This window comes from Enterobacter cloacae complex sp. P17RS, from assembly GCF_014895885.1.
Taxonomy (GTDB): Bacteria; Pseudomonadota; Gammaproteobacteria; order Enterobacterales; family Enterobacteriaceae; genus Enterobacter; species Enterobacter bugandensis.
Genome location: NZ_JADBQK010000010.1, coordinates 140,224 through 166,093, shown reverse-complemented (window position 1 = coordinate 166,093; position 25,870 = coordinate 140,224). Strand labels below are relative to the sequence as shown.

Genomic DNA, 25,870 nt, shown 5'->3' with positions numbered 1-25,870 from the left:
TGCTTTTGCAGAAGAAACGACCACCTTCAGCGCTAACGTGCTGAGTAAAGATGGGTAAAACCACTTTGAGACTGGCGCGCCGTTTCCTATTCTTTCCGTTAATTACATCTGTCATAAGAGAGTGACTCATGGATCGTATAATTACTTCCTCACGCGACCGCACATCGCTACTCAGCACCCACAAGGTGCTGCGCAATACCTATTTCATGCTCAGCCTGACGCTGGCGTTTTCAGCGATCACCGCTACCGCCAGCACCGTGCTGATGCTGCCATCTCCGGGCCTGATCCTGACGCTGGTGGGGATGTACGGTCTGATGTTCCTGACCTACAAAACCGCTGATAAACCGGTCGGTATTCTTTCCGCGTTCGCCTTCACCGGCTTCCTGGGGTATATCCTGGGGCCGATCCTGAACGCGTATCTGTCTGCCGGTATGGGTGACGTGATTGGCATGGCGCTGGGCGGTACCGCGCTGGTGTTCTTCTGCTGCTCGGCCTACGTGCTGACCACGCGCAAGGATATGTCCTTCCTCGGCGGTATGCTGATGGCGGGTATCGTGGTGGTGCTGATTGGTATGGTGGCAAACATCTTCCTGCAGCTGCCTGCCCTGCACCTGGCGATTAGCGCGGTATTTATCCTGCTGTCATCCGGCGCGATCCTGTATGAAACCAGCAACATCATTCACGGCGGTGAGACCAACTACATCCGCGCGACCGTGAGCCTGTATGTGTCGCTGTACAACATCTTCGTCAGCCTGCTGAGCATCCTGGGCTTCGCCAGCCGCGATTAAGCAGACCTGCTGAAACAAAAAGGAGAATGCCTCAGGCATTCTCCTTTTTTTATGCTTAATCTTCACGGCAAATGTAGGTGGGATAGAGCCGATCCTGAATCATCCACACGGAAGAGGAAAGTTTGGACAGAGTGATATAGTAACGCGCCCCCGGACGCGCAAAGCTTCCCCACAACGCATCGGGCGTATTGTCATTATGTCGACGCAAGGTATTCTTATAGGTCAACATAATAACATGGTCATTCGTTCGCCGCTCCCACGTAAAATTCACGTCGCGATCGACAATCATCTCTTTCCCTTTTATCCTTGAAGCGCCTTTATAGGTTGTTAAGCCAGTACCATCCGCACGTACATAGAACTGAGCTATGGCATTTACCTTCACTTCGCTTGGTTTTCCCTCATTTCGGGTAAAATTAAATTCGGTAGTACAAGCCAGGACATCTTGCGTATCGTTTTGGGAAGGAGAGAAAGCCACTACCATCAAGCTTCCGATCATAGCCCCCCCGAGTCCAAACAGGAGTTTTGTTTTCATTCTTCGGGACCACTTTTATAACGAATACTTTTGCACGGGCTGCTTTTATTTACCGGACACGCCCCAATAAAAATCTCATCCGCAGCAGAAAGTGTAAGTCGTTCACTAAAATAATAAATATCGTATTCCTCCTGTTGGCACATGACATTATTTTCCTCAAGCAACCTTGATATTTTTGACATTTTTAATGGCCGATCCTGTTCGTTGATAAACCAGAATCTACAGCTTCCGATTGTTTCATTGATTGCTTTAAGTTCTACGGGCGCGATGACGTAATGCAAACGATACAATAAAAACGCAATTCCTATTGATGTAGCAGTGAGCACGAATAGACCTGTCCGTCTTGTGAGTCGAACCCGACTCCATATTTTCGATATTTTACTGTTGAACGATACTGAAATCGATGCAGGTACCGGGTCGGGTACGCAAAAAAGCAGCTTTGGGTGACTGACAACTTCCGCATCAAAACGAAAACCAAAACGTGGCAAGGTAACAATCATATCCTGACGCTCACCCAAAACCTGAAAACTCTTACGTAGCTCACTCACCGCCTTATTAAGATTATTGCCTGATGGGGTAAAGCCATACGCTTCCCAGACACGTGTGATTAACTCTTCCCGGCTGAGATCGCATCCTTTATTACGAATAAACTCCTGTAAAAGCCGGGCAGCGGGAGCCGAGAGGGTTAATACCGACTCTGGTTGTCCGACCAGGCTAATTGCGTGTGTCTCTGGATTAAATAATAACGAATTATTGCATATAAATAACATATTTAGTTCTCAGGTTATGCCACCTGTCTTTGTTCCACTCGAAAGTACAACAGACATAAAAACAGCCCTGATTTGATTAATTTTTGAGCAGGTGCGTTTTTTTCCATTATCCACGATAGCGGCATTTAATATTAACTATACATCCTTTAGACCAGAAAATCAGGATAAAAAACTGTATATATCGAGTCAACTAATACAAATTTTCTCAAGATGTTGTTCTGGTTAAAGTTTCTCTGCCCTGAAGCGATTCACAAGCAGACGGCCACTGGCAATAAACCACTCAGTAACCAGAGCAGACAGATGTTGAAATTAAAATTTGTAAAGAAAAGGCCCTATGCTTTTTACGCAGTCGTATTTTCACTGTCATTTTTCTCAGAAATTTCAGTGGCTAATATGAGTGTATACCCGATGGAACTCAATGTGGATAGCTCCGGAACAGCGCAAATAACAGTGGCGTCGAAGAGCGATGATATTCAGTTCATTCGGGTGAAGCAAAAGAAAATTCTTAATCCCGGAACATCATTGGAAAAAGAGATCGATGTTCCTCCATGGCAAGAAGGCGGCATTATCGTCACCCCTGAAAAGTTTGCCCTTTCGGCGGGCGGCATGCGTGTGGTTCGCCTGGTGTCTCTGGTTCCCCCCTCAAAAGAGAGTACCTGGCGCATCTATTTCGAAGGGGTAAACCAGCCAGACAGCATTGCCTTCACAGAACAAGGACAATCTGCTGCCTTAGCGAAAATAGGGGTTAATGTTATCTGGGGTGCGTTGGTGCACATCGCGCCCACGGAAAACAACATCTCATTGACACTGGATAAAACTCACGGCGCCTTAATAAATAAGGGCACCCTGCGCGTACCGCTAAAAGAAATCGGTATATGTGATGAAAAATACAAATGCCGGTGGCTTAAAGAAGAGGCAACAATTTATCCGGAGACGGAACGAAAATTAAAAACCTTTTCGCAATTACAGGGCATTAAGTACAAATTCCGCTACTTCAACTGGATAAACAAAACCACTGAAGAAGCTGAGTTACCCGTCGTGGAATAACACGACATCTGTAGTCCTAATGTGTTTTTTTAAAGCGCTATGGCGCTCACTTGTAAATATGGAGATATCAATGCATAAGTTTATTAAACCTCTGATGATCGTTGCCTCGATGACAGCATCTCTGAACGCAATGGCCATTCAGAAAGATATTACTATCAATGCCAGCGTAGATTCGCAGCTGGATATGACTCAGGCCGACAACACACCACTTCCGTCCAGTATCGATATGCAGTATCTGCCTGGCAGCGGGTTGGTAAGTTACCGTTTAAATACCAAAATCTGGTCTAACTCCGCCACCAGCAACGTCAAGGTTCGTCTTGTCAGCGCAGCCAAACTGACCAATACCGATGGTAACCAGAACATTCCGATGACCGTTATTCTTGGCGATAAAACGCTCAATACGACTGACACGGTGTTTACCGGTACGGAGCTTTTCCCGGGCACTGCTGAAAACGGTTCAGCCGTATTACCACTGACTATTTCTCAAACGACGAAAGGTATTTTAAAAAGCGGCCAGTATAGCGGCGTTGTGAGCCTGATGTTAACACAGGCAACTACAGCATAATTCACTGTTACACAAAGGAAATAACATCAGAGGGAGCTTTCCCTCTGATGTCAGGATGATGTTGAGGCTCACTTATGGCTTTTCACAGAAGTACTCTCCTTTTTGTTACTCTATTACCCGCATCGATTCAACTTGCCTGTGCAGAAATGGCAATCCCATCTGGGTTTGAGGATCTGGCAAAAACTCAGCGTCTGTGGACGGAAGTCAGCCTGTATGGAGAATCGCTGGGTCTTTTTGAAATAGATATTAATCTTGATACTGTCACCTTTATCAGGCCGCAGGCGCTTATCGCCGCCGTTAAACGTCAATTTAATGACGATCCGGCGCTGCTTGCCTCCGTAAGCAATACGCTCACTGCACCGCTGCCTCGCAACGGCAACCTCGCCTGCAGTAGCAACGGTTCAGCACCAGGATGTGATTATATCGATACCCGCCGTGCGGCAATTATCTATGACGAAAATAACGCACGCATAAATCTTTTTTTTGATAAGCAGTATTTGCCAAGGCGCACAGCGGGAAGTCAATGGTATCAGCCGACGCACGGCAGCGAAAACGCGCTTATTCATCAGCAAAATATTAACTTTGTTGCGGACAGAGACTATCAGTCGGCCACCGTTCAAGGTAGCGGGGCGCTGGCGGTTACAGAAGACGGTTATTTCAATCTCGACTGGGTCTGGCTTGGGCAACGATCCCGCCATCAGCAACAGCAGAATGTCACCGTCAACAATGCCTGGTATCGTCAGGACGTAAGTCGTGAACACTATATTCAACTGGGGGAGATGGACACCCGCGATTTGTTCAGCAACACCGGGGGAAATATTTCTCTCAGTCAGCTTCCTTTGGGGAAAATACGTGGGCTACGCGCGGGTTCGACCCGGGCATGGGTCAATCCGGTTCAGCTTTCGCACGGCACGCCACTCACCGTTCTTTTGTCCCATGACGCGCGCATTGACGCACGTCGGGGAGATCAGTTGCTGGCCAGCTTTTACCTGAACGCCGGGGCGCAAACACTGGATACCCGTTCGTTCCCGGAGGGCAGCTACACCGTCACTCTGGCAATCTATGAAAATAACCTTCTAACACGCACTGAACAAGTTCTCTTTACTCGTACCGGTATAACCCCGTTTGATCGCATCGAATGGTTTATGCAGGGTGGTGAGACTAATAATGATGGGCCAGATGAATCACGTTCTGCCGTGGCACAAGCAGGGATTCGCCTTCCTCTCACACCGACACTGGCGCTGTCCAGTGGCGTCACTGCAACACGTGAGCGCCGTTTTCTGGAAAATGCCGTTGACTGGAGCCAGGGTTTTAATTCAGGGCCTATTGATGGGGTACTGAGCACACGTTTTAGTTATCTGTACGGCAGCAATGGAGAACGAGGAGATATCCAACAGGTCAGCTATAACGATGGTTTTTCCCTGAGTTTTTATCGTAACGCATTATCAGCAGATAGATGCGATAACAGAAACCAGGGATTCGACGCTATTAACGGTTGTTACCGTACACTGTCGGCACTGTTTTCCGTACCTCTCGGATCGTGGTATGCCAGCCTGGGCTATTCCGATAACCACAGCGAAGGACGTTACGTCTACCGCCGCGAGCTTGCTCATTATGACGATCATTACGACAAGGGTCTCCCCTGGGAGCAAGTTTATATGACACGTTCTCACTCTCGTGCATGGCAGGCGGGGCTGAGCAACAGTTTTAATATCCGCGGCCTGAATATTTACGGCAGCGCCAATGTGTTTAAGCGCAACGACGACTCACGCAGTGGCAGCGATAAAGGCGGTTACTTGAGCTTAAACCTGTCTCTGGCAAATAACGCTCAAAGGGAGGCATCAAGTTATACCTCTCTGGGGGCTACCTGGCAGGAGCAGCAAAACGAAAAAAACCAGCTCAGCTATAGCGTAGCGCATAACTGGTACGTAGATGCACGTGGAGAGAATGAATACGGTCTCAGCGCATCCGGGTTCAACAGTAATTCGCTTAACACATCGGCATACACCCGACAGGGAGGGCGTTTCGGCAATGTCAGCCTGATGTTTAGCGACTTCTGGAATAGAAACGCGCGCAGCCACACTCCGAGCGGAAGCGGAAATTACAGTTCAACATTCGCGCTGTCGCGCTCCGGGTTGTGGCTTGGCCGCTGGAGTGATGGACGTCCAGCATCAGCCGTTGCGATTAACGTCTCTACACCGGAAGAAAGCGAGACTTCCCGTGTTGCCGTCTCGCTGGATAACGGCGGCAGTGCGGATATCCCAGCTAACAGCCAGGGGTTGTTCACCGTTCCGGGCTATCGACAAACGACGCTGACCATTAACGAATCTCTGAATCTATCTCACGGCGCCAGCAGTGAAATCACACAGGGATCAGGGAGCAGAACGGTGTTTATGGTGCCCGGGAAATTGCTTCATCGAGAAGTGCACACTTCAGCAAGCTACACCTGGGTTGGGCGGTTGACAGATGAACGCCATGCTCCTCTGACGGGGGGCGTACCTCTGAATGTCAATGGCTGGAACGATCTGGGGCAAGGAGGTTTTAGCGCACAAAGCGATGTCCTTCTCCACCAACTTTATATGGTTAGCCAGCAGCAGTTTTATCAATGCGCGCTTAACGTCAAGAGCATGCGTGATGTGGTGCGCTATGTCGGCACCATAACTTGCCGGGGAATAACATTTTCCGCTCTGCCGGAAACGGTTCAACAGCAGGCGCAGTTAATGCTGACCAGACACGGGAAGGCGGTTGACGCCACGGTAATGAATACTGATAACGATTTAAAAGGAAAATGATGAACAAACACATTTTACTTTCGTTGCTTGCCTGCCTCTGGGCAGTGAAATCGCCAGCAGCGCCCCCTGCAGACAAAAACACCACGGTCAGTCTGAGCTTTGACCGTACAGCGCCACCCAACCGCTTTTACATATGGAAACAGGAGTCAGCTGGTTATGATCCTTCATATCCATATAAATGGGGAATGAATACCCTCACCTGCTTATCATCTACGAACCCGCAAGGAGGCTGTCGTACATATCCATACTGGGTTACAGATAACCCCTCTCCGCCATATGCAATTAGCGTGCAATTTACCCATCTGGTGACAAACAAAAAAGTAGAACTAAAGGTATATGGCGAGAAACATATGTTTCTACGCAAAAGCGCAATCACCCTTGCGAGCTACGTTTCCGATGGGTCGTACAGCCCAGCAGACTGGGACCGCGAGCCCTATTTTGATTTTTACATTGTCGGCAGTGAATTGAGCAAGCTGAATCTCTCAGGTATCTGGACCCAAACGTTAATACAGAACGTTAAATTATGGAATTCTGGGAATTGTGGGGGACTTCCGATTAATTTGGCTTGTGACGCCACACTCGCTAAATGGTCTGCAGAAATTAAGCTTGAAGTTGTCGATACAGGCAATCAGCAAATTTATCTGCCAGCCTTCCCGCATTCAACCCCTGTCGTCAATCTAAACCTGACAAACTTTCCTGGCAGACCAGGAGGAAGTGAGATCAGCGGTGAAACCGGGCTCGATATGTGTCTTTACGATGGTAACAACAGCACCAGTCGTCGCCTCTTCCTGCGCTTTGAAGACGACGGGCTGGAAGCAGCAGATCGCGCAGCTGGGGCATTCTCCATCCGCAGGCGCGGCGGAAGCCAGACGGAACCGAGAGACCGTCTCGATTACCGGGTTTCGGTGACCCATCCTGTCACGGGCGCCACGGAAACGGTGACAAACGGCACTACCGTGGTCTGGCAGGGGGTGAATGACCCTAAATATCTTCGGCAAGTGATCCTGCCCGGCGGGCGTGAAACAGTACAGTGCGTCCCCGCACCTATCATTCTGACCACGCCGTCGTTTGCTGCCAGCAGCAAAAATGCCGGGGATTACACCGGCACCCTACGCGTTATCTATACGCCCAGTACCTTATAAAGAGGCCATTGTGAGTTACGCCATCCTCGACAACAATCGTTTTTATGCTGAAGGGTTGCGCTACGCCCTTCTGCGCCGTAACGCTCAGACGCAGGTTGAGAGCGGTACGGTAAAGTGGTGCCGTTCGCTGCTGGCCCGCGACACCCTCGTTGTTCGCTGCCGCTTTTCCGTCGCGGGGACGCATCTGGCGCTGGTCGACATTCTTCTGGAGCTGGAAGCCAGGCGCTGGGAAGGAACGGTTTATCTGGTGTGCAATGAAAAAGGCTGGGCACTGGCTACCCATCTGCGAAAGCGGTTTGCCACGCTGACCTTATATATCATTGATGACCGGATTGCCGTTGCGGATGCGGCGTATCTGCTTGCCAGAGAGCCCCGCCGGGTGCGCACCCTGAATTGTTGCCTGACAGGCATGGAGTTCAACGTGCTCGACAGGCTGGTGAACGGACAATCGGTACGGCATGTCGCGCATATGACGCAGATGAGTGAAAAACAGGTGTCGACGTATAAATGCAACGCGCTGAAAAAGCTTAATGCCAACAATCTGCTCCAGCTTCTTCTGTAGGTCGAGGTTTCTCACGCCGCCCCTTATTTGCTAGACTAGGGGCGTTTTTTACTTTACCGACAGAGCACTATGTTCATTTTTGCAGGCCAGGAAATTGAGACCGATAGCGAAGGCTATCTGAAAGACACCACGCTATGGAGCGAGCCGCTGGCGGAGAAAATCGCCGAAAACGAAGGTATCGCCCTCTCCCCCGAACACTGGGAGGTGGTCCGTTTTGTGCGCGAGTTTTATCTCGAGTTCAACACCTCTCCGGCGATCCGCATGCTGGTTAAAGCAATGGCCAACAAATTTGGCGAAGAAAAAGGCAACAGCCGCTATCTGTATCGCCTGTTCCCGAAGGGCCCGGCAAAACAGGCCACCAAAATTGCCGGCCTGCCTAAACCGGTGAAGTGTATTTAATACCGAATACCGAAGTTCACATATTCCCTGCCGGGTTGATGCGGTTCCGTTAAGACCTTATCAACCCGGGCGCTGCGCGGCCCGCCTGCTTTCAGCCACGCCATCAGTTTTTCAACCTGCTCCGCGTCGCCGCAGGCGACCACCTCAACGCTGCCGTCGTCCATATTTCGCGCGTATCCCGTTAGCCCAAGCGTCATCGCTTCGCGCTGGGTGCTGTAGCGGAACCCGACGCCCTGAACAAGGCCGTGGACCCAGGCAATGGTGCAGACTTTTGACATTTTTCTTCTCCTTAACGTAGCGTTTTCGGTAAACAGCCATAGTGCTGCCGGAAACGGGCGGTGAAACGAGAGCTGGAAAGATACCCACATTGTAATGCGATTTCACCGATCGGTAAGCGAGTCGACTGTAACTGTGACAGCGCCACGGCCATTCTCACCTCCTCCACGATCTGCCGAAACGCTCAACGACATCCGCAGATGATTGCGCCTGGCTGAATGTGCTACTCTACGCGCCATTTCCCTGAAATCGACAGAACAGCAAATTATGAGTGTACGTTTAGTGTTAGCCAAAGGGCGCGAGAAGTCATTACTGCGCCGTCATCCCTGGGTCTTTTCCGGCGCGGTTGCCCGTATGGAAGGCAAAGCCAGCCTCGGTGAAACCATTGATATTGTTGACCATCAGGGGAAATGGTTAGCGCGCGGCGCTTACTCGCCAGCGTCTCAGATCCGCGCACGCGTCTGGACCTTCGATAAAGACGAAACCATCGACATTGACTTCTTCGTCCGCCGCCTGCAGCAGGCGCAGCAGTGGCGCGAGTGGCTGGCAAAGCGCGACGGGCTGGACAGCTATCGCCTGATTGCCGGTGAGTCCGACGGCCTGCCGGGCGTGACCATCGATCGCTTCGGCAACTTCCTGGTGCTGCAGCTCCTCAGCGCCGGGGCGGAATACCAGCGTGCCGCGCTGATTAGCGCCCTGCAAACCCTGTTCCCGGAATGCGCTATTTACGACCGCAGCGACGTGGCGGTGCGCAAAAAAGAGGGCATGGAGCTGACGCAGGGCCCGGTCACGGGTGAACTGCCGCCTGCCCTGCTGCCGATTGAAGAGCACGGTATGAAGCTGCTGGTGGATATTCAGGCCGGGCACAAAACGGGTTACTACCTTGACCAGCGCGACAGCCGCCTGGCTACGCGTCAGTACGTTGCCGACAAACGCGTGCTGAACTGCTTCTCCTACACCGGCGGTTTTGCCGTTTCGGCGCTGATGGGCGGTTGTGCCCAGGTGGTCAGCGTGGATACCTCGCAGGAAGCGCTGGACGTGGCAAAACAGAACGTCGAGCTCAACAAACTGGACTTGAGCAAAGCCGAATTTATACGCGACGACGTCTTCAAGCTGCTGCGTAAATATCGCGATCAGGGCGAGAAGTTCGACGTCATCGTGATGGATCCGCCAAAGTTTGTGGAAAACAAAAGCCAGCTGATGGGCGCCTGCCGTGGGTATAAGGATATCAACATGCTGGCGATCCAGCTGCTGAACCCGGGCGGGGTGCTGCTCACCTTCTCCTGCTCCGGGCTGATGACCACCGATTTATTCCAAAAAATCATCGCCGATGCCGCAATAGATGCTGGTCGTGATGTACAATTTATAGAGCAGTTCCGTCAGGCAGCCGATCACCCCGTGATTGCTACCTACCCGGAAGGACTGTATCTGAAAGGGTTTGCCTGTCGCGTCATGTAACTTGAAAAGAGAAATATTGCCCGCACTTAATGTGTAAGTCGTATTTCCCGGGAGGTGACTATGATTGCCAGCAAATTCGGTATCGGCCAGCAGGTCCGCCACACTTTGCTTGGGTATTTGGGTGTGGTCGTGGATATCGACCCGGAGTATTCCCTTGATGAACCGTCAGCAGACGAACTGGCGGTGAACGCAGAGCTTCGCGCTGCACCCTGGTACCATGTGGTGATGGAAGGTGACGACGGACAACCCGTACATACCTACCTTGCCGAAGCGCAGCTAAGTAGCGAGCTGCAGGAAGAGCATCCGGAACAACCCACGATGGATGAACTTGCTCAGACTATCCGCAAACAGTTACAGGCTCCGCGCCTGCGGAACTAAGCGTGTAAAAAAAGCCCGATGAACGGGCTTTTTTTTATTACTTCGCCAGCCCCAGACGGGGGATATCGATCGCCGGACAGCGATCCATAACCACCTTCAATCCCGCATCCCGCGCCAGCACGGCAGCCTGCTCGTTAATCACGCCCAGCTGCATCCACAATGTTTTCGCCCCGACGGCAATCGCGTCCTGCGCCACTTCCCACGCCGCCTCGGAATTACGGAAGACATCGACCATATCAATTTTTTCCGGCACGTCAGCGAGCGTGGCATAACCCTGCTGGCCCAGTAAGGTTTTCCCCGCCACTTTTGGTGAGACGGGGATGACGTGATAGCCCTGATCGAGAAGGTATTTCATCACCCGATAGCTGGGACGGTCGGGTTTATCGCTCGCGCCCACCAGCGCAATGGTACGCGTGGAGGTCAGAATCTCGGCAATATCGTTCTCTTTCATGGTTTTTCTCCTGGCTTTTTTAAAAGTGTACGCCAAAGCGCACATCTCAACCATCCATCCCATACAGATGTATGAGGGCAAAACGGCAAAATATGTCTATATGTTAGTAAACGTGATTATCGAAAGATTTAGATACATTAATGCGGCGACAGTATCTCTGACGGGAGCCTTCTATGAAAACCGGTTTTGCCACTGCTCTGATTGCGTTAGCGATGCCGGTTTGCGTTTTTGCGACCACGCTTCGGCTTTCTGGCGACATTGATCTTCTGGTTCTGGACGGGAAAAAGGTTTCCAGCTCGTTATTGCGCGGGGCTGACAGCATTGAGTTAGATAACGGGCCACATCAGCTGGTGTTCCGGGTCGAAAAAGCGATCGGCCTGACTAACCATGAGCAACGGATGTACATCTCTCCGCCGCTGATTGTCAGCTTTAATACCCGGCAAATCAGCCAGGTGAACATTACCCTGCCTCGCCTTGAAACGGAGAAGGAATCAGCGGCCTTCGACGCCTCGCCGCGCGTTGAGCTGCTGGACGGGAATGCAATGCCGATCCCGGTCAAGCTGGATATTCTGGCGTTGACCAGCGCCACAAAAAGCCCGGACTACGAGGCCGCAACGCAGGTCTATAACAAAGCCGGCAAACGCGCCTCCCTTCCGCAGTTTGCCACCATGATGGCGGACGACAGTACGCTGCTATCCGGCGTCTCGGAACTGGACGTCATTCCGCCGCAGTCCCAGAGCCTGACGGAACAGCGCCTTAAATTCTGGTTCCAGCAGGCCGATCCCGACACGCGGGCCCGGTTTTTACAGTGGGCAAAGCAACAACCTTCATCTTAAGCCACATTTTTTACGCCTTTCTCTTGCAGCGTCAGACGGTTCCCGTCATCGTGTAGTCAGTTAACCTGATGGATATGATTATGGAACTGACAACACGCACGCTGCCTGAACGCAAACACATTGCGCTGGTGGCGCACGATCACTGTAAACAAATGCTGCTTAACTGGGTTCGCCGCCATCAGCCGCTGCTGGAAAAGCATGCCCTCTCGGCGACCGGCACTACCGGTAACCTGATCCAGCGCGAAACGGGTCTGGAGGTGAATGCGATGCTGAGCGGCCCGATGGGCGGCGATCAGCAGGTCGGGGCGCAGATTTCCGAAGGGAAAATTGATGTGCTGATCTTCTTCTGGGATCCGCTGAATGCGGTTCCACACGATCCGGATGTCAAAGCGCTGCTGCGTCTGGCAACGGTGTGGAATATTCCGGTGGCGACGAACCTGTCAACGGCGGATTTTATCATTGAATCACCACAGTTTAACTCGCCGGTTGAGATCCTTATTCCGGACTATCAGCGCTATCTTTCCGAGAGACTGAAGTAGCTTTTTTTGCCGGGTGGCGGCTACGTCTACCCGGCCTGGAAATCTTGCCTGACGCCGTTATGGCTTCCGCGCCACCGGCACGTCAATACTCTTCAATATATCGACAAACACGGATGGCTCCTCTTTATTGAACAGCAGCCACACGCGGTGACGCGCGCGGGTGATGGCCACGTACAGCAAACGTCGTTCTTCGGCATCCGGGAAGTCTTCCGGCACCGGCAGCAGAGCCTCTTCCATAACCGACTCGCGGGCCGGAGCCGGGAATCCGTCGCTGCCCTCCTTCAGCCCCACCACAATCACATAATCGGCCTGCTGCCCTTTGCTGGCGTGAATGGTCATAAATTCAAGCTGCAGTTTCGGCCAGCGGGTAGCGGCTTTTTCCAGCGCAGCAGGCTTAAGGTGATGATAACGCGCCAGCACCAGGATACGTTCATCGGGTTTCGCATAGCCGCTGAGCTTGTCCAGCAGCGGCTCCAGCTGGTCATCCGCCAGCAGGGTGACCGCTTTTTTATCCCCTGCCCGCAGGCTGTTTAGCGGCTTGGCCAGCTGATACGGATTCTGCTGTATAAAGCGGTTGGCGATTTCACCAATCCGTGAATTGAAGCGGTATGTCGTGTCCAGATCGCTGCGGTCGCCTTCGCCAAAATAGTGGTGGAAGGCGGTCGTCAGTGAAAGCTGCGCCCCGCTGAAGCGGTAGATGGCCTGCCAGTCGTCCCCCACCGCGAACAGCGAGGTATGTTTATTTTGCGCCCGCAGCGCCGAGAGCAGTGCCGCACGCTGGGGTGAGATATCCTGGAACTCATCCACCAGAATATGCTTCCACGGGCTGACAAAGCGCCCCTTCTCCAGAATGACGATCGCCTGATGGATAAGACCGGAGAAATCAACGGCATTTTCCTCTTTCAGCGCGGTTTTCCAGGCTTTCAATAGCGGAGCCATCAGCTTGACCCGTTTTGAAAACAGATCGCGGATCGCCTCCGGCGCGCTTTCAATCATCTCTGCCTGCGAGCCGCCGTGCATCCGCATCAGGCTGACCCAGCGGTCAAGACGCGAGCCGAGCCGACGCGCCAGTTTTTCATCCTGCCAGAAGCTGCCCTCCGGTACCTCCCAGTTGAGTTCCTCTTCCAGCCATTGACGCCACCCTTTCGCCTGCGCCTTTTTCTCACTGCACTGCTGACGCCACGTTTTAATAAACAACGCCTGTCGCGCCTGCGCGTCGTTTTCCAGTTTACTGATGGCAGGCACTTTTTTACTGCCCTGCTGAATGATATGCAGCGCGAGGGCATGGAAGGTTCTGGCGGTAATATCCCGGGTGTGCAGCCGTTCCTGGATGCGTTCGTCCATCTCCTGTGCCGCCTTACGGCCAAAAGCCAGAAGCAGGATCTGATCGGCAACGGCCTCCCCGGTGGTGAGAAGCCAGCCCGCACGCGCCACCAGCACCGACGTTTTACCGCTTCCGGCCCCCGCCAGCACCAGCAGCGACTGCTCGCCGTTCACCACCGCGCGCGCCTGAGCAGGGTTGAGCGGTGAAGACTCCACCGTACTGAAAAAGTCGGCGTATTGGGTGAGCATGGCGTCCGTCCAGGCCTGGTTATGCGCCAGCCGGCTTTTATCCATATCGTTCAGCCAGGCCTGGCACTGACGCCAGGCATCGCGACAATTGTCGAACTCATCAAGACGCGTCACGGAGAGCGGCAGCGCCGAAAGTGCCTGTCGAATCTTTTGCTGCAGACCGGCGGTCTGCTGGCGCGTCAGCCACGTTTGCTGCGCGTTGCTTTGCGCGATATCGTCCAGCACCTGCTGCAGCACCTGAGCGGCAATCACGCTCATGTCGTGGCTCCACTGCTGCCAGAGCGCGTTCAGGTGATGGTGGAAACGCTGGGTTTCCGCCCACTCGGTACCGTGAAGGCGCACGACTTTGTCGTCAGGCAGAACGAACTCCAGCTCGCCCCACACCAGCCCGCGCTTGCAGTGAATAGCCAGAAGCTGATTAAACGGAATAAGGTATTCGTGGCGTTCTCCGGAGACTTTAACCCCGGCGTTGAGCAGAACAACTCTGTCATAGGGGTGTTGCGCCAGGCGTTTGCCTAAAGAAGTTGCTTTCAGTTCCATGTCCCGCCAAATCCACGAAGAGATAATTTACCTGACAGTTTAACTGCCAGTTTTAAGGTGCTCCAGCCTAAAAAAACGTTACAATCATTGGGCGTTAATTTTATCGAAAGGAAGTGAGGGTTTATGCGTACCGTTCTGAATGTGTTGAATTTTGTGCTGGGCGGTTTTGCCACCACCCTTTCCTGGCTTTTTGCCACGCTGGTGAGCATCGTCCTGATTTTCACGCTTCCCCTGACCCGTTCCTGCTGGGAAATCACGAAACTGTCGTTCATCCCCTACGGTAACGAAGCTATCCACGTTAACGAGCTGAACCCGGAGAGCAAAAGCGCCCTGATGAATACGGGGGGAACTTTGCTGAACATTCTGTGGTTGATTTTCTTCGGCTGGTGGCTGTGCATCATGCATATTTTTGCCGGTATTGCGCAGTGCATCTCAATAATTGGTATTCCGGTCGGGCTCGCGAACTTTAAGATCGCCGCCATCGCCCTTTGGCCCGTCGGGCGCAGGGTGGTTCCGGTCGAAGTGGCCCAGGCGGCGCGTGAAGCGAACGCACGTCGTCGTTTTCAGTAAATAAGGACTGGCCGCGTTTATGCTAAGTCCACTGCTTCGCCGTTATACCTGGAACAGCGCCTGGCTCTACAACGTCAGGATATTTATCGCGCTTTGCGGCACGGCTGCCCTGCCGTGGTGGCTGAATGATGTCAAGCTCACCATCCCCCTCACGCTGGGGGTGGTGGCCGGAGCGCTGGCGGATCTGGACGATCGCCTGGCCGGGCGTTTGCGGAATCTGGTCATTACGCTCGTCTGTTTTTTTATCGCCTCCGCGTCCGTTGAGTTACTTTTCCCCTGGCCGTGGCTGTTTGCCCTTGGCCTTACACTCTCCACCAGCGGGTTTATTTTGCTGGGCGGTCTGGGGCAGCGCTATGCCACTATCGCCTTTGGGGCCCTGCTGATCGCCATCTACACCATGCTGGGCGTTTCCCTGTACGACCAGTGGTATCAGCAGCCTGTGCTGCTGCTGTTGGGCGCCATCTGGTATAACCTGCTGACGTTAACCGGCCACCTAATCTTCCCGGTTCGTCCCCTGCAGGATAACCTTGCCCGCAGCTATGAGCAGCTAGCCCATTATCTGGAACTGAAATCCCGGCTGTTCGACCCGGATATTGAGGAAGAAAGCCAGGCGCCGCTTTACGATCTGGCGCTGGCAAACGGCCAGCTGGTCGCCACCCTTAACCAGACGAAAGCCTCGCTGCTTACCCGTCTGCGCGGGGATCGCGGCCAGCGCGGCACGCGCAGAACCTTGCACTACTATTTTGCCGCTCAGGACATTCATGAGCGCGCCAGCTCCTCGCACGTTCAGTATGCCGCCCTGCGCGAGAAGTTCCGCTACAGCGACGTCATGTTCCGCTTTCAGCGCCTGCTGTCCATGCAGTCACAGGCCTGCCAGCAGCTCGCGCGATCCATTCTTTTGCGCACGCCCTATCAGCACGACTCCCGCTTCGAACGCGTGTTTAGCCATCTTGATGCGGCGCTCGACCGCGTGCAGGCCAGCGGAACGTCACCGGAACAGATCAAAGCGCTGGGTTTTCTGCTCAACAACCTGCGGGCGATTGATGCTCAGTTGGCGACGATTGAGTCCGAGCAGGCGATGGCACTGCCGGGCAGCGAGGTGGATAACCAGCTTGCAGATGACAGCGTGCACAGCGTGAGCGATATGTGGCTAAGGCTGAGCCGCAACTTCACGCCGGAGTCGGCGCTGTTTCGTCACGCGGTGCGAATGTCCCTGGTCTTATGCGTGGGGTATGCTTTTATCCAGATAACCGGTTTGCACCACGGCTACTGGATCCTGCTGACCAGCCTGTTTGTCTGTCAGCCGAACTATAACGCCACCCGACACCGCCTGGCATTGCGTATTATCGGCACCCTGGTCGGCGTCGCGATCGGCCTTCCGGTGCTTTATTTCGTGCCGTCCATTGAAGGACAGCTGATCCTGATCGTGATCACCGGCGTGCTGTTCTTCGCGTTTCGCAACGTGCAGTACGCCCATGCCACAATGTTCATCACGCTGCTGGTTCTGCTCTGCTTTAACCTGCTGGGTGAAGGGTTCGAGGTCGCCCTGCCCCGCGTACTCGATACCCTGATTGGCTGCGCTATCGCCTGGGCCGCCGTCAGCTTTATCTGGCCGGACTGGCGTTTCCGTAATCTACCGCGCGTGTTAGACAGGGCTATGAACGCCAACTGCCGATACCTGGATGCCATCCTTGAGCAGTATCATCAGGGCCGCGATAACCGCCTGGCTTACCGGATAGCGCGCCGCGATGCGCACAACAGCGATGCGGAACTGGCCTCGGTGGTCTCTAACATGTCAACGGAGCCTCGCGCCACGGCCGAGATTCGTGAGACGGCTTTCCGGCTGCTCTGCCTGAACCATACCTTCACCAGCTATATTTCCACGCTGGGCGCCCACCGCGAAAAACTCACCAACCCGGGCATCCTCAACCTGCTGGATGACGCGGTCTGTTATGTCGATGATGCACTGCATCACCGGCCAGCCGATGAACCGCGCGTGAGACAGGCGCTGGATGAACTTACCCAACGTATTGCGCATCTTGAGCCTGGAAACGACAGCAAAGCGCCTCTGGTGTTACAGCAGATTGGCCTGCTCATCGCCCTGCTGCCAGAAATTTGCCGGCTGCAACAGCAAATCGCTACCTGGAGGAGTGATTCTCCAGTGGCTCAGGCAGCGCATTAAACCACTCCGTCAACTCCCGGCGAATGCCGGCCGGGAGTGCCGCCTCATGCAGCCCCTCGATCGCCCCTTCCAGCGCGAATAGCACTTTGATACTCAGCGCTTTATTTTTCGCCCGCATCTTCAGCCAGCTCTCCCTTGCGCCAAGCGCCCGCAGCGTTTCTTCGTTGGTGATGCCCGCTTCAAAGAGCAACACTTCCAGCTGAAAGGTCAGGTTTGGCAGGTCCTTAAGTCGATTGCGCTGATGCCGCTGGTAACGCTCTTTTCTTGCCGCATTAAGTGCGAAAGTGGAGAGCTGAAGCAGACGCTCCCTGTCCTGCCATAGCCCGTCATCCACCCGGTAATAGTTGAGAAGCACCGGACGGCCCCGCTTCATCAGGGTCAAAAAAGACGCGGCATTTTTCACACAGTATTTCGCACTTTCTTCACAGGCGCGGAGGTAGAGCTCACCTTCTGACACCATGGCAAAAACCGCATCATCCACTGCCAGGGTATAGCCGCCGAAAAGCGCGCGATGATGAATTTCACCCAGTGGTGACAGGTATTCCTGGGATTTATAAATCCGTTCATAAGATATCTTTTTCATGATATTTCCCTTCAAAATCATAAAGTAACAACGAAATTTCTTACTAGCGGATCCGTTAGCAGGAAAATAGGCAACTTAGCGTCGTTGAGCAAGATGATTTTTCGAAGGGCATCAACATTGAATGAATTTTGCGAGTCGCTTTCCGAAAATGAGGTTGATCTTTATGCATACAGGGGTTACTGTATATCCATACAGTAACTACAGGGCTGGAATGAATATGTACACTTCAGGCTATGCAAATCGCTCAACTTCTCTCTCCTCTACCGCGGGCACTGTCGCGCAGAACACCGTTGGGGGTGCTTCGACGGGGCTTATTAGTGAAGTGGTTTACCGTGAAGACCAGCCTCTGTTGACCCAACTCCTGCTGCTTCCGTTATTACAGCAGCTTGGTCAGCAATCACGCTGGCAGCTCTGGCTGACGCCGCAGCAAAAACTGAGCCGCCAATGGGTGCAGTCTGCAGGCCTGCCGCTGGCAAAGGTTATGCAGATCAACCAGCTTTCTCCCTGCGATACCGTCGAATCGATGATTCGCGCGTTACGCACCGGAAATTACAGCGTGGTGATCGGGTGGTTACCGGAAGAATTGACGGAAGAGGAACATTTTCGTCTGACCGAAGCGGCTGAAGAAGGGAATGCGATCGGGTTTATCATGCGCCCGGTTCGTCCAGATTCTTATCGCAGAGGACAACTTTCTGGGCTAAAAATTCACTCAAATTTGTATCATTGAGTGAAATTAAGATTTTTCCTGGAATTTTTTTTGACCGCAGGATGCGGTTTTAGTTCCCGGCCTCAAAATTGCGGCAAGGCTTGTCTGGTGCGGTTCTCCTTAATTTTATTGCACAAAATTCGTTCTAAAAATGTTAAATAATAGGTATACGGAACTTTTTTTTTCATATGCCTGACAGACTTCACACTTGTAAGTTTTCAGCTACGTTGTAGACTTTACATCGCCAGGGGTGCTCGGCCTAAGCCGAAGATATCGGTAGATTTATATTTGACCACGCCCCCCGGTGAAGGATTTAACCGTGATTCTCTCTTGAGACCTTCATGGCGAATTTTGGATGATAACGAGGCGCAAAAAATGAAAAAGACAGCTATCGCGATTGCAGTGGCACTGGCTGGCTTCGCTACCGTAGCGCAGGCCGCTCCGAAAGATAATACCTGGTATGCAGGTGGTAAACTGGGCTGGTCTCAGTTCCATGACACTGGCTGGTACAACAGCAGCCTGAACAACGATGGCCCTACTCACGAGAGCCAGCTTGGTGCAGGTGCGTTCGGTGGCTATCAGGTTAACCCGTATGTTGGCTTTGAAATGGGTTACGACTGGTTAGGTCGTATGCCATACAAAGGCGACACCATCAATGGCGCTTTCAAAGCTCAGGGCGTTCAGCTGACCGCTAAACTGGGTTACCCAGTAACTGACGATCTGGACGTGTACACCCGTCTGGGCGGCATGGTATGGCGTGCAGACTCCAGCAACAACATCGCTGGCGACGACCATGACACTGGCGTTTCCCCAGTATTCGCTGGTGGCGTTGAGTGGGCTATGACCCGTGACATCGCTACCCGTCTGGAATACCAGTGGGTTAACAACATCGGTGACGGTGCTACCGTTGGCGTTCGTCCAGACAACGGCATGCTGAGCGTAGGTGTTTCCTACCGTTTCGGCCAGCAGGAAGATGCAGCACCAGTTGTTGCTCCAGCGCCGGCTCCAGCTCCAGAAGTACAGACCAAGCACTTCACTCTGAAGTCTGACGTTCTGTTCAACTTCAACAAAGCGACCCTGAAACCAGAAGGTCAGCAGGCACTGGATCAGCTGTACACCCAGCTGAGCAACCTGGATCCTAAAGACGGTTCTGTAGTGGTTCTGGGCTTCACCGACCGCATCGGTTCTGACGCTTACAACCAGAAACTGTCTGAGAAACGTGCTCAGTCTGTTGTTGATTACCTGATCTCTAAAGGTATCCCAGCTAACAAGATCTCCCCACGTGGTATGGGCGAATCTAACCCAGTTACTGGCAACACCTGTGACAACGTTAAAGCTCGCGCTGCACTGATCGACTGCCTGGCACCAGATCGTCGCGTAGAGATCGAAGTTAAAGGCGTTAAAGACGTTGTAACTCAGCCTGCGGCATAAGTTATCGTCTTATAAAAAAACCCCGCCATGCGGGGTTTTTTATTGTCTGAAGAAAACTAAAATCTATTTTTTGCCCAACAACGCCTGAAGGTCGTTTTTTAGCGACGACATCTGGTTGGCGTACTTCTCTTTATGTTCGGCATCCTCAATCAGCTGCACGATGGTTTCCGACAGGGTCTTACCACGCCGTTGTGCCAGCCCGGCCAGACGCTGCCAGACCACGAACTCCAGGTCGATGGATTTTTTCCGGGTATGCTGATGCTCAGCATTAAAATGCCGTTTACGTCGCGCGCGGATAGTTTGCTTCATCCGGTTTAACAACGCAGGATTAATGTGCTTCTCAATCCAGCCATTGACCTGTACCGGTTCATTTTCGAGGGTCAGCAAAATATCCACGGCTTCTTGCGCAGCGCTGGCTTCGATGTAGCAGGTGATCAGCTCCCCTTCACGGTGCTTTTTGACCAGGTACTTCCATTTCCAGCCGCTTTCGAGATTTTCCAGTTGTTGATATTTCATTGCGATCTCAGTGTTACCACGTAACTCTGTTCAGAATATCAGTTTTTTAGCAATCTGCTGAAAAGAAATCATATCCTGTGAGTGACTGCAGCCAATCCGCCTGCTGAAACACCAATCCTGCTTGGGTAGAGCCCCCCGCTTACGGTATACTCCACGCTTTTACATCTGACTAAAAAACATCAACTTTGACCATTACGAAACTAGCATGGCGTGACCTTGTTCCGGATGCCGAGAGCTATCAGGAACTGTTTGCACAGCCCGATCTCGCAAAAGAACACGAATTCATCCTTAGCGATACGCAACCACGCTTACATTATGCGCTGGAGCAGACGTTAAGCCCGTGGGCGACATCGCCCTTCATGCTGCTGAAAGCCCCGGAAGAAGCGGAATATCTGTCGCTGCTTGGGGATGCCACGCGCCAGCTGCGGCCAGACACCACCGCGGTATTTGGCGGCCAGTATCGTATCGCGGGGCATAATATTACCTTCGGACCGGCGGACCAGGCCGACGGTCGTTTTGCTGCTAACGGCGAGGTAATTACCGCTAATTGGGTCGAGGCTGAACAGCTGTTTGGCTGTCTGCGCCAGTTTAACGGCGAGCTTTCCCTGCAGCCGGGGCTGGTGCATCGTGCAAACGGCGGCGTGCTCATCATCTCTCTGCGCACTTTGCTCTCGCAGCCGCTGCTGTGGATGCGTCTGAAAACCATTGTGACCCAACAGCGCTTTGACTGGGTCGGTTACGACGAGTCTCGTCCTCTTCCTGTCTCCGTGCCGTCAATGCCGCTGTCGCTGACCGTCGTGCTGATGGGTGACCGCGAATCGCTGGCGGACTTCCAGGAGATGGAGCCGGAACTGGCCGAACAGGCAGTTTACAGCGAATACGAAGACAACATTCAGATTGCCGATGCGGACGACATGGCGCAGTGGTGTCAGTGGGTGATGGCCGTGGCGGAACGTTTTGCATTGCCAGCGCCTGCCGCCGACGCGTGGCCGGGTTTAATCCGCGAAGCTGTTCGCTATACCGGTGACCAGGAAACCTTGCCGCTCTGCCCGCTCTGGATCGGCAAGCAGCTGCGTGAAGTCGGTACGATCAGCGGTAACGGTGCGTTTACTGGCGAACAGCTCACGCAGATGCTGGCGCAGCGAGAGTGGCGCGAAGGCTATCTTGCTGACCGCATGCAGGATGAAATTCTGCTGGAACAAATTCTGGTCGAGACAGAAGGCGAACGCGTTGGGCAGATCAACGCCCTCTCGGTGATCGAGTTTCCTGGCCATCCGCGCGCGTTCGGTGAACCCTCGCGAATCAGCTGCGTTGTGCATATTGGCGACGGCGAGTTTACCGATATTGAACGCAAGGCCGAACTGGGCGGCAACATTCACGCCAAAGGCATGATGATCATGCAGGCATTTTTGATGTCTGAGCTGCAGCTTGAGCAGCAAATCCCCTTCTCCGCCTCGCTGACGTTTGAGCAGTCCTACAGCGAAGTGGATGGCGATAGTGCCTCAATGGCGGAGCTGTGCGCCTTAATCAGCGCCCTGGCGGACGTGCCGATCAACCAGAACATTGCTATTACCGGTTCGGTCGATCAATTTGGTCGTGCTCAGCCCGTTGGCGGTCTGAACGAAAAAATTGAAGGCTTCTTCTCTGTCTGTCAGCAGCGCGGTTTAAACGGCAAACAGGGTGTGATTATTCCGGCGCCTAACGTACGCCATCTCAGCCTGTGCCAGGATATTCTGGACGCGGTTGAACAGGAACAATTCGCCATCTGGGCCATCGAAGGGATTGAGGATGCACTACCCTTACTGACAAACCTGGTTTGGGATGGCGAAGGTCAGACAACTTTGATGCAGACTATCCAGGAGCGCATTGCTCAGGCGACGCAGCAGGATGCTCGCCATCGTTATCCATGGCCGTTACGCTGGCTGGGCTGGTTCAGTTCGAACTGATCGGACTTGTTCAGCGTACACGTGTTAGCTATCCTGCGTCCTTCACTAAAATAAGGCTTACTGAGAACATGGTAGATAAACGCGAATCCTATACAAAAGAAGATCTTCTTGCCTCTGGTCGCGGAGAACTGTTTGGCGCGAAAGGCCCACAGTTACCGGCCCCGAACATGCTGATGATGGACCGTGTCGTGAAAATGACCGAAACCGGCGGCAACTTCGATAAGGGTTACGTAGAAGCAGAACTCGATATCAACCCGGACCTGTGGTTCTTCGGTTGCCACTTTATTGGCGATCCGGTAATGCCTGGCTGCCTGGGCCTGGATGCCATGTGGCAGCTGGTTGGCTTCTATCTGGGCTGGCTGGGTGGTGAAGGTAAAGGCCGCGCGCTGGGCGTGGGCGAAGTGAAATTCACTGGTCAGGTTCTGCCTACGGCGAAGAAAGTCACCTATCGTATTCACTTCAAGCGCATCGTTAACCGTCGCCTGATTATGGGCCTGGCGGATGGCGAAGTGCTGGTAGACGGTCGTCTGATCTATACCGCGAACGACCTGAAAGTGGGTCTGTTCCAGGACACTTCCGCGTTCTGATATCGCTTTAAGCGACCCCGGAAAGGCGAAACCTCCGCAGTGCGGAGGTTTCTTTTTTTAAAGAGACGTTATCAGGCTATAAGTGCCCTGTCGCCGATGGCTTCTCGCCAGCCTCCAAGCCATTGTGACCTTTGATTTATCGTCTGATAAGGACACATTTCTTTCGAACGTCCAGCGATGCCGGCCTGATAACCACGTTGATGAGCCCGTTCCAGGCGATCTCGTTTCTGTCTCTTCATGCCTCGTTTCCCTCATTCTTTTGTCTGGTGGAAAGAAAACAGTGTCCGCGCCAGATGCGCAGGCACAGATAACGAATACCCCGAATTAGTCCCAGCGTCAACGTTCAAAATTCATACGGGTGTCATATTTGTGAGCTAGCCAGAAGATCATTTGTACAAAAATTGTGACCCGGCACAAGTAACAACCTGACGCAAAAACGAAAAAAAAACCGCAATCAGCACCAGGCCGATTGCGGTTTTTGACGATGAATTTTACTTATGGCAGTCGGGAAATTTCCCTGGCGATACTGGCTGACTCCTGCGCCCAACCCTGAGCCAGCACTTTCACCATTTCATCATAGCCATCCTTCTGCTGCTTCAGCTCCAGATGGAAAGGACGCTTAATCAGCTGTCCCTGATGATTCAACAGCCACTCGCCGCTGATGACAACGGCACCGTCATAACGGCCGTGGAAGCCCGTTACCGTGACGTTCAGCGTGTCCTGATCGCTTCCCAAAGGCTGGGAGGCAACAACCCAGCCCGGAAGCTGGCTGCCCAGATTCGCCACCAGCGTATTGCGTAACTGCTGGTCCAGCGGGCTAGCCCACAGGTTGTTGTTGGCGATAACGTACTGTACATCGCTGGTCTGATAGACCACCCCGTTGCCGGCCAGGTAATCCGGCACGGCGACCTGCTCAACCCACAGCAGACGGTTGCCCTGCGAGGCGGAACTTTGCGTAACCGCCTGCGTCACCAGAGGCAGCTGGTAGTAGCTTTTCGTTTCGCTCCCGGAGCTACAGGCCGTGAGTACCATCGCTCCTGCAATCGCTAGCCATTTTTTCATTGTTTCGCCCTCTTCGGCTCAGGATCCTTTTTATCTTTCGCTTCGAACACCAGCGCGTTGCTCTTCTCGTTGAGCGTTTTCAGAACCGGCTGCAGTTCACGCAAGACCTGATCGAGACGCTGCATATCTGCCACCATCTTGTTGTACGCCGCCGAGCCAGGCTGGAAGCCCTGCATACTGCGGTTCAGCTCGCGCAGCGTTTTCTGCATATCCTGCGGCAGCTGCTGCATACTCTGGTTTGCAGTAATCTTGTTGATGTTATCCAGCGTGGTCTGCAGGCGCTGCATTGTCGCCTGGCTTTGATGTAACGAACCTGTCGCCGCCTCAATCATTGGGTTCAGAGGCAGATTGTTAATTTTATCCAGCGTTTCCATGAGACGCTGCTGGATCTGGGCCAGACCGCTGCTTACCGTTGGGATGATCTTGTAACCACCAAATTCACGCATACCGGTAATCGGCGGCGCTTTTGGATAGAAGTCCATATCGACATACAGTGCGCCGGTCACCAGGTTACCGGTTTTCAACGAGCCGCGCAGACCGCGATTCATCAGGTCGGTGATGTGCTCGCCGATATCCTGATTCTCACCAATCTGGTTGATCAGGCGCTCAGGCTCAATGCGGATCAGCACCGGAATACGGTAATCATCATCAAGCATCTGCTTAAGGCCTGGAACAAAGTAAGGCACTTGTCCCACCGTCCCCAGACGAATACCGCGGAACTCAACGGGCGCCCCAGGCTGCAGGCCGCGAACAGAATCCTTAAAGAACATCAGGTAGTCGATGTGATCGGTATAGAGTGCATCCTGAATGCTTTTTTGATCGTCGAACAGGCGGAAAGCGGTGTTCTCCGCAACCGGCTGCCCCAGGTCCAGACCTTCGGGTACGTCAAAACTTACGCCGCCGCCAAACAGTGTTGTCAGCGAGCCCATTTCTACACGCATGCCCGCCGAGGTCAGATCCACCGCGATGCCGCTGTCTTTCCAGAAACGGACGTTGCTGGTAACCAGACGATCGTTAGGCGCATTGATGAACAGCTGATAGCTGATGGATCTTTTCTGAGGATCGAAGGTGCTCTTCTCCACCGAACCCACGCGATAGCCGCGGAAAAGTACCGGGTCGCCCGCCGTGAGCTGGCCCGCTTTTTTACTGTCGAGGATCACGCGGATACCTTTTGCATCAGGCGGTGCTAGCGGCGGTGAATCCAGAAGCTGGTACTGCGCCGGCTGGCTGCCTTTTGCACCCGGCTGCAGTTCGATGTAGGCACCTGAGAGCAGCGTTCCTAAGCCGCTGATCCCTTCACGTCCCACCTGCGGTTTAACCACCCAGAAAACAGAATCGCCGTGCAGGAGTTTTTCCATGCCGGCATTAAGACGCGCCTTAATCTCCACATGGGTTAAATCGTCGGTCAGGGTTGCGCTTTCCACCACGCCCACATCCACGCTGCGGCTTTTGATGGTCGTTTTACCGCCCTCAATTCCTTCGGCATTGGTGGTAATCAGCGTCACTTCCGGTCCCTGATGGCTGTAGTGATAAAACAAGATCCATGCACCGATCAGCGCGGTCACGATGGGGAAAATCCACACCGGCGACCAGTTTTTGACCTTCTGCACTTTCGCCTCTCCACTCTTATTTTCCATGCT

General features: G+C 53.2%; 27 protein-coding genes and 1 pseudogene. 17 read left to right on the top strand and 11 right to left on the bottom strand.

The window, feature by feature from the left end; all coding sequences use genetic code 11:
• The first annotated feature begins 128 nt into the window (after positions 1-128).
• Positions 129-788 (top strand): FtsH protease modulator YccA, encoded by a 660-nt coding sequence (gene yccA / locus IM265_RS10825; protein ID WP_013097244.1) that lies wholly within the window; start codon positions 129-131, stop codon positions 786-788.
• Between the two features lie 55 nt (positions 789-843).
• Here yccA and IM265_RS10820 read toward each other — a convergent pair whose 3' ends face one another.
• Together IM265_RS10820 and IM265_RS10815 are read right to left on the bottom strand one after the other, a co-directional pair.
• Positions 844-1,320, bottom strand: coding sequence for a hypothetical protein (locus IM265_RS10820; protein WP_063431258.1), 477 nt, complete (start codon positions 1,318-1,320; stop codon positions 844-846).
• The gene (locus IM265_RS10815) at positions 1,317-2,090 is read right to left on the bottom strand and encodes a winged helix-turn-helix domain-containing protein (RefSeq protein ID WP_193030960.1); all 774 of its coding nucleotides are present in this window, start codon (positions 2,088-2,090) and stop codon (positions 1,317-1,319) included. The genes IM265_RS10820 and IM265_RS10815 overlap by 4 nt, the downstream gene beginning before the upstream one ends.
• Before the next feature lie 300 nt (positions 2,091-2,390).
• On the opposite strand from IM265_RS10815, the gene IM265_RS10810 reads away from it, so the two are divergent.
• From IM265_RS10810 to tusE, 6 genes are all read left to right on the top strand, one after another.
• Positions 2,391-3,137, top strand: a complete 747-nt coding sequence (locus IM265_RS10810; protein WP_193030958.1) for a fimbrial protein — start codon at positions 2,391-2,393, stop codon at positions 3,135-3,137.
• A gap of 70 nt (positions 3,138-3,207) precedes the next feature.
• Positions 3,208-3,702: a CS1 type fimbrial major subunit gene (locus IM265_RS10805; RefSeq protein ID WP_063431260.1), complete on the top strand. Its 495-nt coding sequence runs from the start codon at positions 3,208-3,210 to the stop codon at positions 3,700-3,702.
• A gap of 74 nt (positions 3,703-3,776) precedes the next feature.
• Positions 3,777-6,494 carry a TcfC E-set like domain-containing protein gene (locus IM265_RS10800; RefSeq protein ID WP_126345211.1) on the top strand — a complete coding sequence of 906 codons (2,718 nt, stop codon included), beginning with the start codon at positions 3,777-3,779 and terminating at the stop codon, positions 6,492-6,494.
• On the top strand, positions 6,494-7,636 hold the full coding sequence (locus tag IM265_RS10795; RefSeq protein ID WP_193030955.1) for a CfaE/CblD family pilus tip adhesin: 1,143 nt from the start codon (positions 6,494-6,496) through the stop codon (positions 7,634-7,636). The genes IM265_RS10800 and IM265_RS10795 overlap by 1 nt, the downstream gene beginning before the upstream one ends.
• Before the next feature lie 10 nt (positions 7,637-7,646).
• Complete coding sequence (locus IM265_RS10790) at positions 7,647-8,198, top strand: LuxR C-terminal-related transcriptional regulator (RefSeq protein WP_126345210.1); 552 nt, start codon at positions 7,647-7,649, stop codon at positions 8,196-8,198.
• A 69-nt stretch (positions 8,199-8,267) separates the two neighbouring features.
• Positions 8,268-8,597 (top strand): sulfurtransferase TusE, encoded by a 330-nt coding sequence (tusE, locus tag IM265_RS10785; protein ID WP_028012611.1) that lies wholly within the window; start codon positions 8,268-8,270, stop codon positions 8,595-8,597.
• On the opposite strand, the gene yccX is transcribed toward tusE, so the two are convergent.
• Complete coding sequence (gene yccX / locus IM265_RS10780; protein ID WP_048999181.1) at positions 8,594-8,875, bottom strand: acylphosphatase; 282 nt, start codon at positions 8,873-8,875, stop codon at positions 8,594-8,596. The genes tusE and yccX overlap by 4 nt on opposite strands.
• Positions 8,876-8,886: 11 nt before the next feature.
• Positions 8,887-9,118: pseudogene (locus tag IM265_RS22195) on the bottom strand (helix-turn-helix transcriptional regulator); the annotation flags it as partial.
• A 22-nt stretch (positions 9,119-9,140) separates the two neighbouring features.
• On the opposite strand from IM265_RS22195, the gene rlmI reads away from it, so the two are divergent.
• Positions 9,141-10,331, top strand: a complete 1,191-nt coding sequence (gene rlmI, locus IM265_RS10770; RefSeq protein ID WP_193030953.1) for a 23S rRNA (cytosine(1962)-C(5))-methyltransferase RlmI — start codon at positions 9,141-9,143, stop codon at positions 10,329-10,331.
• A 60-nt stretch (positions 10,332-10,391) separates the two neighbouring features.
• The gene (hspQ, locus tag IM265_RS10765) at positions 10,392-10,709 is read left to right on the top strand and encodes a heat shock protein HspQ (protein ID WP_008499919.1); all 318 of its coding nucleotides are present in this window, start codon (positions 10,392-10,394) and stop codon (positions 10,707-10,709) included.
• Positions 10,710-10,746: 37 nt separating this feature from the next.
• On the opposite strand, the gene IM265_RS10760 is transcribed toward hspQ, so the two are convergent.
• A complete protein-coding gene (locus IM265_RS10760) occupies positions 10,747-11,160 on the bottom strand; it encodes a CoA-binding protein (protein WP_028012609.1) in 414 nt (137 codons plus the stop codon).
• Positions 11,161-11,333: 173 nt separating this feature from the next.
• Between IM265_RS10760 and IM265_RS10755 the strand changes: the two genes are divergently transcribed.
• On the top strand, positions 11,334-11,996 hold the full coding sequence (locus IM265_RS10755; RefSeq protein ID WP_041910599.1) for a DUF2057 family protein: 663 nt from the start codon (positions 11,334-11,336) through the stop codon (positions 11,994-11,996).
• An 80-nt stretch (positions 11,997-12,076) separates the two neighbouring features.
• On the top strand, positions 12,077-12,535 hold the full coding sequence (gene mgsA / locus IM265_RS10750) for a methylglyoxal synthase (protein WP_041912035.1): 459 nt from the start codon (positions 12,077-12,079) through the stop codon (positions 12,533-12,535).
• Positions 12,536-12,592: 57 nt separating this feature from the next.
• Here mgsA and helD read toward each other — a convergent pair whose 3' ends face one another.
• On the bottom strand, positions 12,593-14,647 hold the full coding sequence (gene helD / locus IM265_RS10745) for a DNA helicase IV (RefSeq protein ID WP_193030951.1): 2,055 nt from the start codon (positions 14,645-14,647) through the stop codon (positions 12,593-12,595).
• Positions 14,648-14,770: 123 nt separating this feature from the next.
• Here helD and IM265_RS10740 point away from each other — a divergent pair, with 123 nt between their 5' ends.
• Together IM265_RS10740 and yccS are read left to right on the top strand one after the other, a co-directional pair.
• Complete coding sequence (locus tag IM265_RS10740) at positions 14,771-15,217, top strand: YccF domain-containing protein (protein WP_041910601.1); 447 nt, start codon at positions 14,771-14,773, stop codon at positions 15,215-15,217.
• 19 nt (positions 15,218-15,236) lie between these two features.
• A complete protein-coding gene (yccS, locus tag IM265_RS10735; protein WP_041910602.1) occupies positions 15,237-17,399 on the top strand; it encodes a YccS family putative transporter in 2,163 nt (720 codons plus the stop codon).
• On the opposite strand, the gene IM265_RS10730 is transcribed toward yccS, so the two are convergent.
• Complete coding sequence (locus tag IM265_RS10730; RefSeq protein ID WP_041910603.1) at positions 17,356-17,982, bottom strand: TfoX/Sxy family DNA transformation protein; 627 nt, start codon at positions 17,980-17,982, stop codon at positions 17,356-17,358. The genes yccS and IM265_RS10730 overlap by 44 nt on opposite strands.
• A gap of 217 nt (positions 17,983-18,199) precedes the next feature.
• On the opposite strand from IM265_RS10730, the gene sulA reads away from it, so the two are divergent.
• On the top strand, positions 18,200-18,709 hold the full coding sequence (gene sulA, locus IM265_RS10725; protein ID WP_041910604.1) for an SOS-induced cell division inhibitor SulA: 510 nt from the start codon (positions 18,200-18,202) through the stop codon (positions 18,707-18,709).
• 354 nt (positions 18,710-19,063) lie between these two features.
• Positions 19,064-20,119, top strand: coding sequence for a porin OmpA (gene ompA, locus IM265_RS10720; RefSeq protein WP_108780329.1), 1,056 nt, complete (start codon positions 19,064-19,066; stop codon positions 20,117-20,119).
• A gap of 63 nt (positions 20,120-20,182) precedes the next feature.
• On the opposite strand, the gene matP is transcribed toward ompA, so the two are convergent.
• Entirely contained in the window at positions 20,183-20,635 is a 453-nt protein-coding gene (gene matP, locus IM265_RS10715; protein WP_023332611.1) for a macrodomain Ter protein MatP, read from the bottom strand.
• 185 nt (positions 20,636-20,820) lie between these two features.
• Between matP and IM265_RS10710 the strand changes: the two genes are divergently transcribed.
• Together IM265_RS10710 and fabA are read left to right on the top strand one after the other, a co-directional pair.
• Positions 20,821-22,581: a Lon protease family protein gene (locus tag IM265_RS10710; protein ID WP_069732531.1), complete on the top strand. Its 1,761-nt coding sequence runs from the start codon at positions 20,821-20,823 to the stop codon at positions 22,579-22,581.
• 68 nt (positions 22,582-22,649) lie between these two features.
• Complete coding sequence (fabA, locus tag IM265_RS10705) at positions 22,650-23,168, top strand: bifunctional 3-hydroxydecanoyl-ACP dehydratase/trans-2-decenoyl-ACP isomerase (RefSeq protein ID WP_000227926.1); 519 nt, start codon at positions 22,650-22,652, stop codon at positions 23,166-23,168.
• A 71-nt stretch (positions 23,169-23,239) separates the two neighbouring features.
• Here fabA and rmf read toward each other — a convergent pair whose 3' ends face one another.
• From rmf to pqiB, 3 genes are all read right to left on the bottom strand, one after another.
• Complete coding sequence (gene rmf, locus IM265_RS10700; RefSeq protein ID WP_013097261.1) at positions 23,240-23,407, bottom strand: ribosome modulation factor; 168 nt, start codon at positions 23,405-23,407, stop codon at positions 23,240-23,242.
• A 256-nt stretch (positions 23,408-23,663) separates the two neighbouring features.
• On the bottom strand, positions 23,664-24,230 hold the full coding sequence (gene pqiC, locus IM265_RS10695) for a membrane integrity-associated transporter subunit PqiC (RefSeq protein WP_028012599.1): 567 nt from the start codon (positions 24,228-24,230) through the stop codon (positions 23,664-23,666).
• Positions 24,227-25,867 carry an intermembrane transport protein PqiB gene (gene pqiB / locus IM265_RS10690; protein WP_028012598.1) on the bottom strand — a complete coding sequence of 547 codons (1,641 nt, stop codon included), beginning with the start codon at positions 25,865-25,867 and terminating at the stop codon, positions 24,227-24,229. The genes pqiC and pqiB overlap by 4 nt, the downstream gene beginning before the upstream one ends.
• Between the last annotated feature and the right edge of the window lie 3 nt (positions 25,868-25,870).

Excerpts from the sequence above, each read along its gene's own strand:
- IM265_RS10755 (WP_041910599.1), top strand. The coding sequence starts at position 11,334 with ATGAAAACCGGTTTTGCCACTGCTCTGATTGCGTTAGCGATGCCGGTT.
- rmf (WP_013097261.1), bottom strand. The coding sequence starts at position 23,407 with ATGAAGAGACAGAAACGAGATCGCCTGGAACGGGCTCATCAACGTGGT.
- mgsA (WP_041912035.1), top strand. The coding sequence starts at position 12,077 with ATGGAACTGACAACACGCACGCTGCCTGAACGCAAACACATTGCGCTG.
- IM265_RS10820 (WP_063431258.1), bottom strand. The coding sequence starts at position 1,320 with ATGAAAACAAAACTCCTGTTTGGACTCGGGGGGGCTATGATCGGAAGC.
- IM265_RS10800 (WP_126345211.1), top strand. The coding sequence starts at position 3,777 with ATGGCTTTTCACAGAAGTACTCTCCTTTTTGTTACTCTATTACCCGCA.
- IM265_RS10730 (WP_041910603.1), bottom strand. The coding sequence starts at position 17,982 with ATGAAAAAGATATCTTATGAACGGATTTATAAATCCCAGGAATACCTG.
- rlmI (WP_193030953.1), top strand. The coding sequence starts at position 9,141 with ATGAGTGTACGTTTAGTGTTAGCCAAAGGGCGCGAGAAGTCATTACTG.
- yccS (WP_041910602.1), top strand. The coding sequence starts at position 15,237 with ATGCTAAGTCCACTGCTTCGCCGTTATACCTGGAACAGCGCCTGGCTC.
- IM265_RS10740 (WP_041910601.1), top strand. The coding sequence starts at position 14,771 with ATGCGTACCGTTCTGAATGTGTTGAATTTTGTGCTGGGCGGTTTTGCC.
- pqiC (WP_028012599.1), bottom strand. The coding sequence starts at position 24,230 with ATGAAAAAATGGCTAGCGATTGCAGGAGCGATGGTACTCACGGCCTGT.
- pqiB (WP_028012598.1), bottom strand. The coding sequence starts at position 25,867 with ATGGAAAATAAGAGTGGAGAGGCGAAAGTGCAGAAGGTCAAAAACTGG.
- yccX (WP_048999181.1), bottom strand. The coding sequence starts at position 8,875 with ATGTCAAAAGTCTGCACCATTGCCTGGGTCCACGGCCTTGTTCAGGGC.
- sulA (WP_041910604.1), top strand. The coding sequence starts at position 18,200 with ATGTACACTTCAGGCTATGCAAATCGCTCAACTTCTCTCTCCTCTACC.
- tusE (WP_028012611.1), top strand. The coding sequence starts at position 8,268 with ATGTTCATTTTTGCAGGCCAGGAAATTGAGACCGATAGCGAAGGCTAT.
- IM265_RS10795 (WP_193030955.1), top strand. The coding sequence starts at position 6,494 with ATGAACAAACACATTTTACTTTCGTTGCTTGCCTGCCTCTGGGCAGTG.
- IM265_RS10810 (WP_193030958.1), top strand. The coding sequence starts at position 2,391 with ATGTTGAAATTAAAATTTGTAAAGAAAAGGCCCTATGCTTTTTACGCA.
- fabA (WP_000227926.1), top strand. The coding sequence starts at position 22,650 with ATGGTAGATAAACGCGAATCCTATACAAAAGAAGATCTTCTTGCCTCT.
- ompA (WP_108780329.1), top strand. The coding sequence starts at position 19,064 with ATGAAAAAGACAGCTATCGCGATTGCAGTGGCACTGGCTGGCTTCGCT.
- matP (WP_023332611.1), bottom strand. The coding sequence starts at position 20,635 with ATGAAATATCAACAACTGGAAAATCTCGAAAGCGGCTGGAAATGGAAG.
- IM265_RS10760 (WP_028012609.1), bottom strand. The coding sequence starts at position 11,160 with ATGAAAGAGAACGATATTGCCGAGATTCTGACCTCCACGCGTACCATT.
- hspQ (WP_008499919.1), top strand. The coding sequence starts at position 10,392 with ATGATTGCCAGCAAATTCGGTATCGGCCAGCAGGTCCGCCACACTTTG.
- yccA (WP_013097244.1), top strand. The coding sequence starts at position 129 with ATGGATCGTATAATTACTTCCTCACGCGACCGCACATCGCTACTCAGC.
- helD (WP_193030951.1), bottom strand. The coding sequence starts at position 14,647 with ATGGAACTGAAAGCAACTTCTTTAGGCAAACGCCTGGCGCAACACCCC.
- IM265_RS10805 (WP_063431260.1), top strand. The coding sequence starts at position 3,208 with ATGCATAAGTTTATTAAACCTCTGATGATCGTTGCCTCGATGACAGCA.
- IM265_RS10815 (WP_193030960.1), bottom strand. The coding sequence starts at position 2,090 with ATGTTATTTATATGCAATAATTCGTTATTATTTAATCCAGAGACACAC.